Genomic DNA, 13,709 nt, shown 5'->3' on the forward strand with positions numbered 1-13,709 from the left:
AAGGCAGTTGACCGATCAAATGTCAACGGCCGTCCGAGGGGTGGACCGGCTCAGGGCCGGTTGACCTGCGAAGGAAGGCTGTTTCCGTCCGCCGCATGGGCTGCCCAGTCCAGAATCTGGACAGCGGACCCGGCGGCCTCCAGGCCCTGGCAACGGGCGTGATGGCGGCGGGCGATGCCGTCCAGGTCGAGGTGCGCACCGAAGGCCGGGTGGGCGGCCAGCCGGCGGGCGTAGGCCCACAGGGCGGGGTGTCCGGCGACACGGCGCACGGCGTCGGCGTCGAGGTGGTGCCGGTGCACGGTGTCCAGCCGGACCAGCGCCACCCACAACTCGACGTCGGCGGCCGTGATCTGATCGCTGATCAGATACGGCTGTACGCCGAGCCCTTGCTCCAGCACGCCGAGCGTGGCGAGCAGCGTCTCGAGCGCGGCGGCCCGCCCGGCGGCGTCGGCGCCCGCGTCCCCGGCACACTGGGCCGCCTGCTCGATGCCCTGGGCGCACATCCGCTCCACGGCCTCGATCTCCGACTCCGAGCCGCACGGGTACAGCACGGCCCGGCCGCCGGCGAACCTCCGGGCGAGGTCGCGGGCGATGTCGGGGCCGTGGGTGGAGACGATCCGCCCCGACCAGTCGTCACTGAGCACCGGCGCGAGAGCCGGGCCGGTGTAGCGGTGGGCACTGGCGTCGTAGAGCGGGCGCAGTTGCGTATGACCGCCGTCGGGACAGTCGGGGACGGCGGGCAGGAAGGTCACCGGACAGGCCCGGTCGAGGCCGAGGAGGGCGTGGGTGACGGCGATGCGCAGCCCGTCCGGGTCGGCGGTGGACAGATGGAGCCGGTAGCGGCGCGGCACGGCGTAGTGCCCGCTGCGCGCGTCCCGTCCGATGCGGCCCCGGAAGGCGGGGGCGGGACGGACGGACGGGTGGGCGGCCAGCGGTGTGACGGACATGACTCTCCCCGAGGGCGGGCGCACGGGCGGACGTGCGCGCGGCGGATGCGGCGGCGAAAAGGGAGACGGCCCTCGTCCACACACGCGGGACGGGGCGGTGTCCGGCAGACACCGCCGCACGGTCCGGCGCGGGAGGGGCCCGGCTCAGCCGTGAAGGCTGATGGCGCTGCAGACGCGCTGCAGGTCGATGTGACGGCGGGAGGTGAGAAGGGGCGACGACCAGGTCGTGCGGCTTGTGCGGCCGGTGGCCGGATGCAGGCGCCCCATGTTTCCCTACCTGTTCACTAGGATTCCCAGATCGAGTGTCGATCCACCCCCGGCGGACGTCAAGGGGGCGTCCACCAGGTGAGTACGGCGGGTGAGACGGATCAGTCCGAGGCGGGCAGCGCCTTGGGCGCCTTGACGGTCAGCGGCTGTCCTCCGTAGGTCAGGGATCCCGCGCCGGAGGCGGTGCAGAGGAGTTCGAGGGTGTCGTCGGCGTCGACGTACCGCTTGCCGATGAGGGTGCCGGGTGTCGTCGTGGCGGGCGGCGCGGCCGGCGCCTGCCCGGCGGGGACCATCGGGATGCCGCCGCACTCGATGGGGCGGGCCGCGTCCGCGGGGGCCCGGATGACGATCACCCGGGTGGTGCCGGTCGCCGAGGCGAGCTGGTCACCGGGGTGCGGGGCCGGTCCGGGGGAGGTCGCCATGGCTCGGTTCTCCTTCGGGTACGGAGGCGGGTGCGGGAGCGGGTGCGGGTGCGGGAGCGGGTGTGGGTGTGGGTGTGGACGCGGGTGCGGGAGCGGGTGCGAGGTCGGCTGCGATGTCGGGTGCGGGGGCGGGGCCGGTCAGGCGCTCCCCCAGCCGGTCCAGGTCGTAGGACTGACGGGCCAGCCAGAAGCGCAGGAAGCCGGTGAGGGAGTAGCGCAGGAAGAGCGCGCCGCCCACCACCGCGGCGGTGACCCCGCCGAGGCCGAGGGCGAGGGCGTCGCCCTGGCCGAGGCCGGAGTCGGTGGCGTGGGCGAGCGGGAAGGCGAGCCCGCCGAGGACCAGGCCGGCGCACATCAGCAGTCCGCCGAGGCGCAGCCAGAGGGCGGCGCGGGCGGCGGCCGGATCGGGGATCCGCAGGGCGGCGAGTTCCCGGACGAACCGCTCGGCCCGGTCGGCGGGCGGCCCCGGCACGGAGGTCACGGAGGTGGTGGTCATCTGGCACTCCTCAACTGGCTGAACTGACTCAACCGGCTCAGCGGGCTGACCGGGCTGACCGGGCTGACCGGGCTGACCGGGCACAGCGGACTCATGTGGCGCTCCCCAGGTAGTACGACGACAGCTCGGCGTGCAGGGAGCTGTCCGGATGTCCCTGCCACTGGACACGGCCGCGGACGAGGACGGCGGCGTGGTCGGCGATCTTCAGTACGGCGGTGGCGAACTGTTCGACGACAAGGACCGCGACGCCCTGCCGGGCGATCCCGGCGACGCGTTCGTACAGCTCGGCGACGACCAGCGGGGCAAGGCCCATGGAGAGTTCGTCGAGGAGCAGGACGGCCGGGTCGGTGGCCAGGCCCCGGGCGAGGGCGAGCATCTGCTGCTCGCCGCCGGAGAGGGTGCCCGCGTGCTGGGTGCGGCGCCGGCCGAGGACGGGGAAGCGGGCGTAGGCGCTCTCCTCGATCTCCTCCCGGGTGCGGCCGGTGAAGGTCATCATCAGGAGGTTGTCGCGGACCGAGAGGTTGGGGAACACGCCCCGGCCCTCGGGGACGAGACAGACCCCGGCGCGGGCGAGGTCACCGGGGCGGATGCCGGTGGCGTCCCGGCCGCCGAGCAGCAGCCGTCCGCCGCTGGGCGGGTGCACTCCGGAGGCGACCTTCAACACGGTGGTCTTTCCCGCCCCGTTGGGGCCGAGCAGGGCGACCACCTGTCCGGCGGCGACCGAGAGGTCCACACCGTGCAGCACGGTGATGCCGTTGTACGCGGCGCGGACGCCCGCGAGTTCCAGCAGGCTCATGCTTCCCCCAGGTAGGCCGCCAGCACCGTCTCGTCGCGCTGGATCAGGGCGGGCGGGCCGCAGGCCACGACGTGCCCGAGGTCGAGGACGTACACCTCGTCGCAGACGCTCATCACCAGGGACATGTCGTGCTCGACCAGGAGGACGGCGGTGCCGTCGGCGGCGAGCGAGCGCAGCAGCGCGGCGAACCGTTCGGTCTCCTCGGCGTCCTGGCCGGCGGCGGGCTCGTCGAGGAGCAGGACGCGCGGCCGCAGGACGAGGGCGCGGCCGACCTCGACGAGCCGGGCGACGCCGGTGGGCAGGGCGTCGGCCGGGTCCTCGGCGAGGGCGGTCAGCCCGAGCCGGTCGAGGACGGCGTCGGCGGTCCGTGCGGCGTGGCGGCGCCCGGGGCCGAGTTCGGCGGCGACGAGGAGGTTGTCGCGGACGGAGAGCCGACCGAAGAGTTCCAGGTGCTGGAAGGTGCGGGACATACCGCGCCGGGCGCGCCGGGCGGGCCCCTCGCGGGTGATGTCCCGGCCGTCCAGCCGGACCCGGCCGGTCCGGGGGCGGCGCAGCCCGGAGACGACGTCGAACAGGGTGCTCTTTCCCGCCCCGTTGGGCCCGATGAGCCCGGTGACCCGGCCGGCCTCGGCGGTCAGGGACACGGAGTCGAGGGCCCGGCGTCCGCCGAAGGCGACGGTCACCCCCTCAGCCCGCAGCAGTGGCACGGCTCAGCACCTCCCCGTCCTCGGGCCGCCAGGGGCGGCGCACTCCCCACCACTCGGGCGGCGTCTCCACGGTCCCCTGCCGACGGGCGGCGGCCCGGATGCGCGGGGCCGTGGCCGCGACGAGGGCGACGGCGAGCAGCAGCCACCCGTTCACCGCGTCCAGTGCCGCGAGCAGCCAGCATCCGGCGAGCACCACGCCCGCCGCGCCGAGCAGCAGCCGGTCCCGGGCCGGCGGCGCCCACTCGGCGCGCAGTCGGGTGATGACCCCGCTGGGGCTGTGGGCGAGTCCCATGCCGGCCAGGGCGATGAGCAGGGCCGACAGGTCCTGGGCCCAGGTGCCGAGTTCCCCGAGCAGCTGGGTGGGGACGACGAACGCGACTCCGGTGAAGAGACCGGCGCCGACCGAGCCCAGTCCGGCGATGACCGCGATCAGGAAGAGCGGCAGCCCGGCGACGAGGTTGAACTGGTCGGCGGTGACGGTCTGCAGCTGCATGCCGTACAGGGCCCCGCCCAGCCCCGCGATGCCGGCGGACAGGGCGAAGACGGCGACCTTCGCGCCGAGGAGCCGGCCGCCGAGGGTGGCGTAGGCGGCCTCGCTGTCGCGCAGCGCGATCAGCCGGCGCCCGAACCGGCCCCGGCGCAGCGCGACCACCCCGAGCGAGGCGAGGCCGAGACAGACCGCGGCCAGCAGCAGGAGCTGGGCCGGGCTGGTCAGGTGCAGTCCGAACAGGTCGGGGCCGGTGACGGTCACCGAGCCCTGGTCGAACAGGGCGATGCGCACCCCGAGGACGTCGAACGCGGGCAGGGTGAAGATCCAGCGGTCGAGGATCACGGCGAACGCGGTGGTGCCGAGGGCGAGGTAGATCCCGGACAGCCGCAGCGCCGGTACGGCGACGAGCGCGCCGACGGCCGCGGCGACCAGCACGGCGGCCGGCAGCGCCCACGGCTCACCGTGTGCCCCGAGGTGCCCCCAGACCACCGCGCCGATCCCGGCGATGGACATCTGGCACAGGGAGACCTGCCCGGCGAACCCGGCGAGCGGGACATAGGACAGGGCGACGACACCGAGGGCGAAGACCGTGCCGTACGGGACGAGGGAGTCCTCGGCGAGGACGGTGACGAGGACCAGGGCGAGGCCGGGGATCGCGGCCGCCAGGATCAGGGCGCCGCGCCGGCCGGGCAGCGGGACGGGGACCAGGCGCCGGTCCCGGCCGCGCAGCCGGCGGTGCGGGAAGGCGAGCAGGGCGAGGAGGAGGAGCAGGGCGGGGGCGGCCAGACGCAGTCCGGGGAGGTAGTCGTTCTGCGGGAGGTAGCCGGCGAGATAGGCCTCCAGCAGGCCGACGACGACCGCGCCGAGGAAGGTGAACGGGAGGCTGCGCAGCCGGCCGAAGACGGCGGCGGTGTAGGCGCTGACGATGAGCAGGGAGAGCTGCTGGGCGTCGAGCGCGACGGCCGGCGCGATGAGGATGCCGCCGACGGCGGCGAGCTGGATGCCGAGCACCCAGGCGAGCCGTCCGGCCCGCAGCGGATCGGCGCCGGTGAGTCCGGCGAGCGCCCGGTCGTCGACGCAGGCGCGCATCTCGGTGCCGGCGCGGGTGCGGTGCAGCAGGAACCACAGGCCGGCGGCGACCGCGACGGCGACCGCCGTGGTGACGGCCTGGTGCCAGGTGACGGCGGCCGGGCCGAGCCGCAGCGCGGGGCGGTCGGCGAAGAAGGGGGTGAGGGGACGGGCGGTGTTGGGGTCCCAGACCCAGCGGGCCAGCGCGATGCACCCGGTGAGCAGGGCGACCGTCATGACCAGGCGTTCCGCCTCGCCGAGCGCCTGCACCGGGCGCATCAGCACCCGCTCGACGAGGAGGCCGAAGGCGGGCGCGAGGACGAGGAGGACGGCGGCGAGCGCGAGCGGCACCGGCCAGCGCCAGCCGACGGCCAGCTGCCAGTAGGCGAAGGCCGCGAGCATCCCGGCCGCGCCGTGGGCGAAGTTGAAGACACCGGCCGTGGTGTGGGTGAGCACCAGGCCGCTGCCGATCACGGCGTAGATCGCGGCGGTACTCAGGCCGACCACCGTGAAGGCCAGGAACTGATCCATGACTGGAAACTATCTTCTCACTATTGGAGAATCAACCATTCGGACAGAGGGAGGTTCCTTGACCGGGGCACGGAAGCGCGGCGCCGCGATCGCGAGGGACACCGCGGAGGTCGACGCGTTCCTGCGCGCCCAGCCGGTCTGCCGGGTCGCCGTCACGGCGTCCGACGGCCATCCGCACCTCAGCCCGCCGTGGTTCGTCGGGGACGGGACGGCGCTGTGGCTCAACTCGCCGGTGCGCAGCCGCCGCTGGGCCGACGTGGTGAAACAGGGCCGGATCGCGGTCGTGGTGGACGAGGGCGGACCCGACTTCCTGGAGCTGCGCGGGGTGGAGCCGCGCGGGGGCGGCACGGGTGGCTGCGGCCGGTCCCGGAGGAGGTGGTCGGCTGGGACTTCGGCAAGCTGCGGCGTTGACGGGCGGCACCGGACATGGAAACGTGATACTCGTTCTGGAGAATATGATTCTCGGGAGGCCTCTTGAGCGACACCGACGACCTGGTGGAGATCGAGCAGCTCCTCGGCCGTTACGCGGTCTCGATGACCCGTGGCGACGTGGACCGGGTGCTCGCCGTCTTCACCGCGGACGGCAGTTACAGCGCGTTCGGCGACACCTACCCGCTCGACGAGTTCCCGGCCCTGGTCGCGGCCGCCCCCAAGGGCCTGTTCCTCGTCGGCACACCGGTGATCGAGCTGGACGGCGATGCCGCGACCGGCACCCAGCCGCTGTGCTTCGTCGAGCACGCCCGGCACGAGATGCGGATCGGCTACTACGACGACACCTATGCCCGCACCCCGGACGGCTGGCGGCTGCGCACCCGGGCGATGACCTTCATCCGGCGCAGCGGCGACCACGACTCGGGGCGCCCGCACGCCTTCACCCGGTCATGAGGAACTCCCCCTTCACCGGCCCGGCCGGGCTCGGCGCGTTCCGGCGCGAGCTGCGCGACTGGCTCGACGAGCACGATCTGTCCCCGGCCGGTGACGACGGCGGCCTGGACGGGCAGGTCGGGCAACTCGCGCGGGTACGGAGGGCGTTGTGGGCGGCGGGCTGGATGCGCTACGGCTGGCCGGCCGAGGTCGGCGGGCTCGGCGGGCCAAGCGCCCTGCGCGCGGTGCTCGGCGAGGAGGTCGCCGCCCGGGACCTCGCCGAGCCCGGGATCTGGTCGATGGTGGAGGTGCTGGTCCCGACCCTGATCGACTACGCGCCGCCCGCGCTGGCCGCCGAGCTGGTGCCCCGTCTGCTGGGCGGCGAGGAGCAGTGGTGCCAGGGCTTCTCCGAGCCGGGCTCGGGCAGCGATCTGGCGTCCCTGTCGACCCGGGCGGTCCCGTCGGCCGACGGGGAGGGCTGGCGGGTGTCCGGGCAGAAGGTGTGGACGAGCCTCGCCCAGTACGCGGCCCGCTGTGTCCTGCTGGCCCGCACCGGCAGCCCGGGACATGCCGGGATCAGCGCGTTCCTCGTCGACATGGACTCCCCCGGGATCACGGTCCGCCCACTGCGCACGATGCACGGCGTGGACGAGTTCGCCGAGGTGTTCCTCGACGACGTGCACGTCCCCGCCCCGAGGCTGCTCGGCGCCCCCGGCGACGGCTGGCGGCTCGCGATGGACCTGCTGCCGCACGAACGCTCCACCTGCTTCTGGCACCGGATCGCCCATCTCTACAGCCGTCTCGACCGGCTGCTCGCCGACGGCTGCGAGGCCGACCCGGACGCGCTCGGCGCGGCCTGGCTCGACCTGCACACGATCCGCTGCCGGTCCGCCGCCACCCAGGCCCGGCTGGCCGGGGGCGGACGGCTGGGCCCGGAGACCTCCGTGGACAAGATCCTGCTGGCCGGTGCCGAGCAACGGCTGTTCGACACCGCCAGGGACCTGCTGCCGGGCACCGTCGAGCTCTCGCCGCACGCCGGCTGGCGCACCGGGTACCTCTACTCACGGGCCGCGACGATCTACGGCGGCACGGCCGAGATCCAGCGCAACATCGTCGCCCGCCGTCTGCTGGACCTCGGAAAGGAGTGACCCGTGGACCCGGCCGAACGCACCCTCCTGGCGGACGCCCTGCGCAAGACGCTCGTCTCCGGCGCCGGCCTCGCCGACCTGGGCTGGCCCGACATGCTGGCCGAGGAGCCGGAGACGGTCGTCCCACTGCTCTTCCGGCTGCTCGGCGAGACCGGCCGGCACACCCCCGCCCTCAACGACGTCCTCCTGCACGCGGCGGGCCTCCCCCTCACCGGCACCCCGGCCCTCCCGTTCGGCGGCGCCCGCCTGGTCTGGCTCAGGGACGGATCGTCGTACGACAGCCCGCTCGACCCCGAACTGCCGCTGCGCCACGCCCGGGGCGACGAACCGTCCGTCCCCCTCGCCGCCGGGCGCCGGGCCCTGGGCTGGTGGCTGCTCGGCACCGGCCACGCGATGCTCGCCCTGGCCCGCCGGCATGTCCTCGACCGCGAGCAGTTCGGGCGTCCGCTCGCGTCCTTCCAGGCCCTGCGCCACCGGCTGGCGGAGACGTACGTCGCGCTGGAGGGCGCGGAGGCGGCTCTGACCGCCGCCACGGACGACACGGGCTCGCTGCTGGCCAAGGCCGCCGCCGGGAGGGCCGCGCTGACCGCCGCCCGGCACTGCCAACAGGCCCTGGGCGGCATCGGGTTCACCGCCGAGCACGAGCTGCACCGGCATGTCCGCAGGGCGCTCGTGCTGGACGCACTGCTCGGCTCCGCCCGCGAACTCACCCGTGAGGCGGGCGTGTTGCTGGTGCGCGAGGGCCGCACGCCTCGCCTGGTCGACCTCTGAGGAGCCCCGGATGACCCCTGCCGATCCCTGGCCCGACCTGCTCGACTGCCTCGACCTCACGCCGCGGGAGCCGGGTGTCCACGAAGGCCGGTCCCAACAGCTCCAGTACCGGCGGCTGTTCGGCGGGCAACTGCTCGCGCAGTTCGCCCGCGCCGCCACCCTGGCCGCTCCCGGCAAGGGCCTGAAGTCGCTGCACACCCAGTTCCTGCGGGAGGGCCGGACCGGGGAGCCGGTGCGGTACACGGCGGAAGTCCCGCAGGACGGCCGTACCTTCGCCGCCGTACGGCTCACCGCCCGGCAGGAGCACGGGATCGTCGCCGTGGCCGACGCGAGCCTGCATGTGTGGGAGGAGGGGCCGGACCGGCAGACCGTCGACCCCGTCCCCGCACTCCCCGGCCCCGAGCGGACCGCCGAACTCCCGCTGCTGCCATGGGAGTCACGGGCCGCGACCGACCTGGACACCGAGAAGCCCGAGCCGCCCGTCTTCGAGCTGTGGACCCGGGTGCCGAGGGTGACCTGGCCCCTCGCGCCCGCTCTCCTCGCGTACGCCACCGACCTCACCCCGATCGGCACCGCGCTGCGGCCGGTGACGGGGGTGACGCAGACGGACTCCGGGCGGGTGTTCGTCTCGGCGGTGACCTCGCACACGGTGTGGTTCCACCGCCCGGCCGAGGCCGGCGACTGGCTGCTCCTGCGCCAGCACAGCCCCGTCGCCGCGCACGGCCGGTGCTTCGGGCGCGGGGATGTGCTGACCGCCGAGGGCACCCTGGTCGCCTCGTACGCGCAGGAGGCGCTGCTGCGGTTCCTCTGAGCCGCCGGGTCGGGGAGCCCCGGCGCCCTCAGGGCGCCGGTACCTCCACCACGACCGCCGAGCCCATCCCCCCGCCCGCGCACATCGACGCCACTCCCACTCCCCCGCCCCGGCGGCGGAGTTCATGGACGAGGGTGACCAGCATGCGGGCGCCGGAGGCGGCGACGGGATGGCCGAGGGAGCAGCCGCTACCGTTGACGTTGACCGTGTCGGCGTCGAGGCCGAGGCGGTGGATCGCGGCGACGGGGACGGAGGCGAAGGCCTCGTTGATCTCGAAGAGTGCGACGTCGGCGACGGACATGCCGGCCCGGCCGAGGGCCTTGGGGATGGCCTGGACCGGGGTCAGTCCCGTCTCCGCCGGGTCGGCGGCGACCGAGGCCCAGGCGCGGACGGTGGCGAGCACGGGCAGGCCCGAGCGGTCGTCGGCCACGGCGAGGAGTGCCGCCGCGTCGTTGGCCCCGGAGGCGTTCCCGGCCGTGATCGAGAAGCCCGCTATCTCCGGGTGGAGCGGCTTCAGCCGGGCCAGTTTCCCCGCGCTGGTGTCGCGGCGCGGGTGTTCGTCGGCCGTGAAGACACCGTGCGGGGTGTCGAGGGGCACGGTCTCGTCCTTGAAGCGGCCCTCGTCCAGGGCGCGGACGGCGTTGCGGTGGGAGCGCAGCGCCCACTCGTCCAGCTCGGCGCGGCCGATGCCGGCCCGGACGGCGGTGTTCCAGCCGACGGTGACCGACATGTCGAGGTGGGGGGCGTCGGGGCGGTCGGGGTGGGAGGGCGGCACCCAGCCGTCGGCGCCCCGGAAGGTCAGCCGGGGCGCGGTGGACAGGGACTGCACCCCGCCCGCGAGCACCAGCCGGTCCATGCCGGCCCGGATCGAGGCGGCGGCGGTCTGGACGGCGGCCAGGCCGCCCGCGCAGTGCCGGTTCAGGGCCAGCCCCGGTACGTTCGGCAGGCCTGCGGTGAGGGCGGCGTGGCGGGCGACGACTCCCCCGCCGTAGTGCGACTCGGCGAGGACGACGTCGTCCACCCGGTCCGGGTCCAGGCCCTCCGCCACCGCGCCGACCACCCGCTCGGCCAGCTCATGGGCGGTGGTGTCGCGCAGGGTGCCCTTGAACGCGGTGCCGATCGGCGTGCGCAGGGCTGCGACGATCACGGCTTCAGGCATCGGCGGCCTCCTCCAGTTCGGCGACGAGGGTGCGGCGCAGCAGCTTGCCGGTGGCGGTGCGGGGCAGTTCGGGGCGGAAGACGACGGTGTCCGGGGTCTTGGCCGAGCGCAGCCGCGCCTTGGCGTAGGCCCGGATCTCCTCCGGATCGCCCGCTCCGACGAGGACGGCGACCAGGCGCTGCCCCCACTCCGGATCCGGCACCCCGAGCACGGCGGCCTCCCGCACGCCCGGGTGTTCGAGGAGGACGTCCTCGATCTCGGCCGGGGCGATGTTCTCGCCGCCCCGGATGATGGTGTCGTCGGCGCGGCCCTCGATGTGGAGGTAGCCGTCGGCGTCGAGCCGCCCCCGGTCGCGGGTGGCGAACCAGCCGTCGGTGACGGTGTCCTCGGCGCCCGCGTACTCGCCGGAGATCTGTTCCCCGCGCACGAAGACGAGCCCGGTGGCCCCCGCGTCCAGGGTCTTGCCGTCCGCGTCGCGGATCTCGACCTCGATGCCGGGCAGCGGGCGGCCGACCGAGCTGAGCCGCTCGCGGACCGCCGGTTCGTCCGAGGCGACGGCCCGCCAGTGGTCGTCGGGGCCCAGCACGCACACCGAGGAGGCGGTCTCGGTCAGGCCGTAGGCGTTGACGAAACCGGTGTCCGGGAACTGCCGCAGCGCCCGCTCCACCACCGGCCGGGGGGCGCGGGCGCCGCCGTAGGCGAGGCTGCGCAGGCTGGGCGCCTCGGCGGGGGCGTCGCCGAGTTCGGCGGTGATCCGGGCGAGCATGGTCGGCACGAGCATGGCGTGCGTGACCCGCTCCCGGCGCACGGTCGCCAGCCAGCCGGCCGGGTCGAAGGAGGCCTGGTAGACGATGCGGCGGCCCGCGTAGAGGTTGGTGAGCAGGTTCATCAGGCCGGCGACGTGATACGGCGGGAGCGCCACCAGGGTCGCGTCGTGCGGGTCGGCGGAGCCGAAGTCCTGGGTGTTGAAGACGTAGGAGAGCAGATGGCGGTGGCGCAGCAGGGCCGCCTTGGGGGCGGCCGTCGTGCCGCTGGTGTAGAGGACGACGGCGGTGGCGTCGCGGTCGTCGGGGGTGGGCCGTGGGGCGGGGTCGCCGGGCGGGAGAAGGAGGCTGTCCAGGTCGTCCGGGCGGAGCAGTTCGGCGCCCGGGTGGCGGGCGGTAAGTTCGGCCGACTGCTCCGGTGCGAGGCGGTAGTTGAGGGGTACGAAGGGGACGCCGGCCAGGGCCGCGCCGAACAGGGCGACGGGGTAGGCGAGGTGGTTCGTCCCCAGGTACAGGACCGCGGAACGGTCACGGAAACGGTCGGCCGCGTGATGTGCGAGGCGCTGGAGTCCGGCGGCGGAGAGCGACCGGCCGCCCTCGGTGACGGCCGGCCGGTCCCCCGCGGATGCGGCCATTTCCAGGATCACGGCTATGTTCATGAGAACGCCATTCTCATACACTCAGAGGCTGACTCGCAAGAGAGGGGAATGACGATGCTGATCGAAGGTTCCTCGGCCCTGGTGGTCGGCGGCGCGGGCGGTCTCGGCGAGGCGACGGTACGGCGTCTGCGCGCGGCCGGGGCCCGGGTCGTGGTGGCCGATCTGGCGGACGACAAGGGCAAGGCGCTCCAGGACGAGCTGGGGGTGCGGTACGTGCGCACCGACGCCACGGACGGGGACTCGGTCGCCGCGGCGGTCCGGGAGGCCGAGGACGCGGGAGAGTTCCGGATCGCGGTGGACTGCCACGGCGGCCCGGCGAGCGGCGGCCGGCTGGTCGGCAGGGACGGCGCGCCGATGGCGCTGGAGGGGTTCCGCACGACGGTCGACGTCTACCTCACGGGTGTGTTCAACGTCCTGCGGCTGGCCGCCGCCGCCATCGCCCGCACGGCACCCCTCGGCGAGGACGGCGGGCGGGGGGTCGTCGTCACCACCTCGTCGATCGCCGGGTACGAGGGCCAGATCGGCCAACTCCCCTATGCGGCGGCCAAGGGCGGGGTGACGGCGATGACCCTGGTGGCCGCCCGCGATCTCTCCCCCCTCGGTGTCCGGGTCGTCTCGGTGGCTCCCGGCACGATCCTCACCCCCGCCTACGGCCAGGCGGGCGAGCGGCTGGAGGCGTACTGGGGGCCGCAGGTGCCCCACCCCCGCAGGATGGGGCGACCCGAGGAGTACGCGGCCCTGGTCCAGCACCTGTGCGAGAACGACTACCTCAACGGTGAAGTGGTGCGCCTGGACGGCGCGTTGAGGTTCCCGCCCAAGTAGAACTCAGTCCGCGTCCATCTCCTGCCGCGCCTTCGCCCACAGCCAGCCCGCGTAGCCGTGCAGCCCCTCTCCGAGCCTGCGGCTCATCCTTCCGGCGAGGGCACGGGCGTAGCTGCCCTCCAGAAGGGCGGCGAGGCGGAAGCAGGCGAGGACCTGGTACCAGCGGAAGCCGGAGACGTCCCGGCCGGTCGACTCGCCGTAGCGCGCGAGGAGTTCGGCGCGGCCGGGCACGCCGTCCCAGGGCTGGAACTGGGGGTCGCCGCCGGGCGGGTCGCCCTTCTCGCGCCAGGCGGTGAGGATCCAGGCGAGGTCGAGGAGGGGGTCGCCGAGGGAGGCCATCTCCCAGTCGACGATCGCGGCGAGGCGGGGGGCGTCGTGGGCGAACATGACGTTCGCGAACTGCAGATCGCCGTGGACGATCCCGGTGGCGGTCTCCTCCGGGGTGTGCGCGGTGAGCCAGTCGGCGACGCGGTCGACCTCGGGGGACTCGCCCTCGCGGTAGCCGGGGGTGTCGCGGTAACCGTGCAGCATCTTCAGGTACTTGGGCGTCTGGCGGGCCAACCAGCCCTCGGGGCGCCCGAGATCGGCCAGGCCGTGCCGGGCCGGGTCGACGGCCGCGAGCTTCGCGGCGCCGTCGACGAGGGCGAAGGCGAGGGACCGGCGCCACTCGGCGTCCTGCGCGTACCGGCCGGGGAGCGTGCCGCGCGGTGCGAAGCCGTCGATCTTCTCCAGGACGGAGAAGGGCCCGCCGAGCACGTCGTCGTCGAGCACGCTCGCCCGCAGCCCGGGGTGCGGTACGTCGGTGCCGGCGAGGGCGGCGAGGACGCGGCTCTCGCGGCGGAACGCGTCGGATGCGCCTGAGCGCAGATGGCGGCCGGGGCGGCGCAGGACGAGTTCGGTGCCGTCGGCGCGGCGAAGGGTGAACAGGAGGTTCTGCGCGCCGCCGGTGAGGGGTTCGAGGGCGGCCACCGGTCCGTCGCCGGGGAG

At 74.5% G+C, this 13,709-nt stretch carries 16 protein-coding genes; 6 read left to right on the plus strand and 10 right to left on the minus strand.

Going from position 1 to position 13,709, the window contains the following annotated elements:
* Positions 1–50: 50 nt before the first annotated feature.
* The 7 genes from AQJ64_RS24390 to AQJ64_RS24415 all read right to left on the minus strand — a co-directional run bounded on the left by AQJ64_RS24390 (position 51) and on the right by AQJ64_RS24415 (position 5,724).
* Positions 51–947 carry a glutathione S-transferase C-terminal domain-containing protein gene (locus AQJ64_RS24390; protein WP_055634377.1) on the minus strand — a complete coding sequence of 299 codons (897 nt, stop codon included), beginning with the start codon at positions 945–947 and terminating at the stop codon, positions 51–53.
* A 144-nt stretch (positions 948–1,091) separates the two neighbouring features.
* On the minus strand, positions 1,092–1,214 hold the full coding sequence (locus AQJ64_RS52075; protein ID WP_338059979.1) for a putative leader peptide: 123 nt from the start codon (positions 1,212–1,214) through the stop codon (positions 1,092–1,094).
* 101 nt (positions 1,215–1,315) lie between these two features.
* A complete protein-coding gene (locus tag AQJ64_RS24395; protein WP_055634378.1) occupies positions 1,316–1,636 on the minus strand; it encodes a hypothetical protein in 321 nt (106 codons plus the stop codon).
* Complete coding sequence (locus AQJ64_RS24400; protein ID WP_063788734.1) at positions 1,599–2,132, minus strand: hypothetical protein; 534 nt, start codon at positions 2,130–2,132, stop codon at positions 1,599–1,601. The genes AQJ64_RS24395 and AQJ64_RS24400 overlap by 38 nt, the downstream gene beginning before the upstream one ends.
* Positions 2,133–2,223: 91 nt before the next feature.
* The gene (locus AQJ64_RS24405; protein ID WP_055634379.1) at positions 2,224–2,928 is read right to left on the minus strand and encodes an ABC transporter ATP-binding protein; all 705 of its coding nucleotides are present in this window, start codon (positions 2,926–2,928) and stop codon (positions 2,224–2,226) included.
* Positions 2,925–3,635 carry an ABC transporter ATP-binding protein gene (locus AQJ64_RS24410; RefSeq protein WP_055634380.1) on the minus strand — a complete coding sequence of 237 codons (711 nt, stop codon included), beginning with the start codon at positions 3,633–3,635 and terminating at the stop codon, positions 2,925–2,927. The genes AQJ64_RS24405 and AQJ64_RS24410 overlap by 4 nt, the downstream gene beginning before the upstream one ends.
* Positions 3,616–5,724, minus strand: a complete 2,109-nt coding sequence (locus AQJ64_RS24415; protein WP_055634381.1) for a branched-chain amino acid ABC transporter permease — start codon at positions 5,722–5,724, stop codon at positions 3,616–3,618. The genes AQJ64_RS24410 and AQJ64_RS24415 overlap by 20 nt, the downstream gene beginning before the upstream one ends.
* Here AQJ64_RS24415 and AQJ64_RS24420 point away from each other — a divergent pair.
* From AQJ64_RS24420 to AQJ64_RS24440, 5 genes are read left to right on the plus strand one after another with little or no spacing between them, the layout of a single operon-like run.
* Complete coding sequence (locus tag AQJ64_RS24420) at positions 5,723–6,202, plus strand: pyridoxamine 5'-phosphate oxidase family protein (protein WP_338059980.1); 480 nt, start codon at positions 5,723–5,725, stop codon at positions 6,200–6,202. The two genes, AQJ64_RS24415 and AQJ64_RS24420, sit on opposite strands and share 2 nt — an antisense overlap.
* Positions 6,199–6,609 (plus strand): nuclear transport factor 2 family protein, encoded by a 411-nt coding sequence (locus tag AQJ64_RS24425; protein WP_079061927.1) that lies wholly within the window; start codon positions 6,199–6,201, stop codon positions 6,607–6,609. The genes AQJ64_RS24420 and AQJ64_RS24425 overlap by 4 nt, the downstream gene beginning before the upstream one ends.
* The gene (locus AQJ64_RS24430; protein WP_055634383.1) at positions 6,606–7,736 is read left to right on the plus strand and encodes an acyl-CoA dehydrogenase family protein; all 1,131 of its coding nucleotides are present in this window, start codon (positions 6,606–6,608) and stop codon (positions 7,734–7,736) included. The genes AQJ64_RS24425 and AQJ64_RS24430 overlap by 4 nt, the downstream gene beginning before the upstream one ends.
* A gap of 3 nt (positions 7,737–7,739) precedes the next feature.
* The gene (locus AQJ64_RS24435; protein WP_055634384.1) at positions 7,740–8,507 is read left to right on the plus strand and encodes an acyl-CoA dehydrogenase family protein; all 768 of its coding nucleotides are present in this window, start codon (positions 7,740–7,742) and stop codon (positions 8,505–8,507) included.
* Positions 8,508–8,517: 10 nt separating this feature from the next.
* Entirely contained in the window at positions 8,518–9,318 is an 801-nt protein-coding gene (locus AQJ64_RS24440; protein WP_055634385.1) for an acyl-CoA thioesterase, read from the plus strand.
* A 28-nt stretch (positions 9,319–9,346) separates the two neighbouring features.
* Here AQJ64_RS24440 and AQJ64_RS24445 read toward each other — a convergent pair whose 3' ends face one another.
* Positions 9,347–10,477, minus strand: a complete 1,131-nt coding sequence (locus tag AQJ64_RS24445) for a thiolase family protein (RefSeq protein WP_059202983.1) — start codon at positions 10,475–10,477, stop codon at positions 9,347–9,349.
* Positions 10,470–11,900 carry a class I adenylate-forming enzyme family protein gene (locus tag AQJ64_RS24450; protein WP_059202984.1) on the minus strand — a complete coding sequence of 477 codons (1,431 nt, stop codon included), beginning with the start codon at positions 11,898–11,900 and terminating at the stop codon, positions 10,470–10,472. Before AQJ64_RS24450 ends, AQJ64_RS24445 begins: the two co-directional genes overlap by 8 nt.
* Before the next feature lie 54 nt (positions 11,901–11,954).
* On the opposite strand from AQJ64_RS24450, the gene AQJ64_RS24455 reads away from it, so the two are divergent.
* Positions 11,955–12,722 carry an SDR family oxidoreductase gene (locus AQJ64_RS24455; protein WP_055636235.1) on the plus strand — a complete coding sequence of 256 codons (768 nt, stop codon included), beginning with the start codon at positions 11,955–11,957 and terminating at the stop codon, positions 12,720–12,722.
* A gap of 3 nt (positions 12,723–12,725) precedes the next feature.
* On the opposite strand, the gene AQJ64_RS24460 is transcribed toward AQJ64_RS24455, so the two are convergent.
* Complete coding sequence (locus AQJ64_RS24460; protein ID WP_157881035.1) at positions 12,726–13,691, minus strand: phosphotransferase family protein; 966 nt, start codon at positions 13,689–13,691, stop codon at positions 12,726–12,728.
* Positions 13,692–13,709: the final 18 nt, after the last annotated feature.

Origin of the sequence: Streptomyces griseoruber (genome assembly GCF_001514205.1) — a bacterium.
GTDB classification, from domain to species: Bacteria; Actinomycetota; Actinomycetes; order Streptomycetales; family Streptomycetaceae; genus Streptomyces; species Streptomyces griseoruber.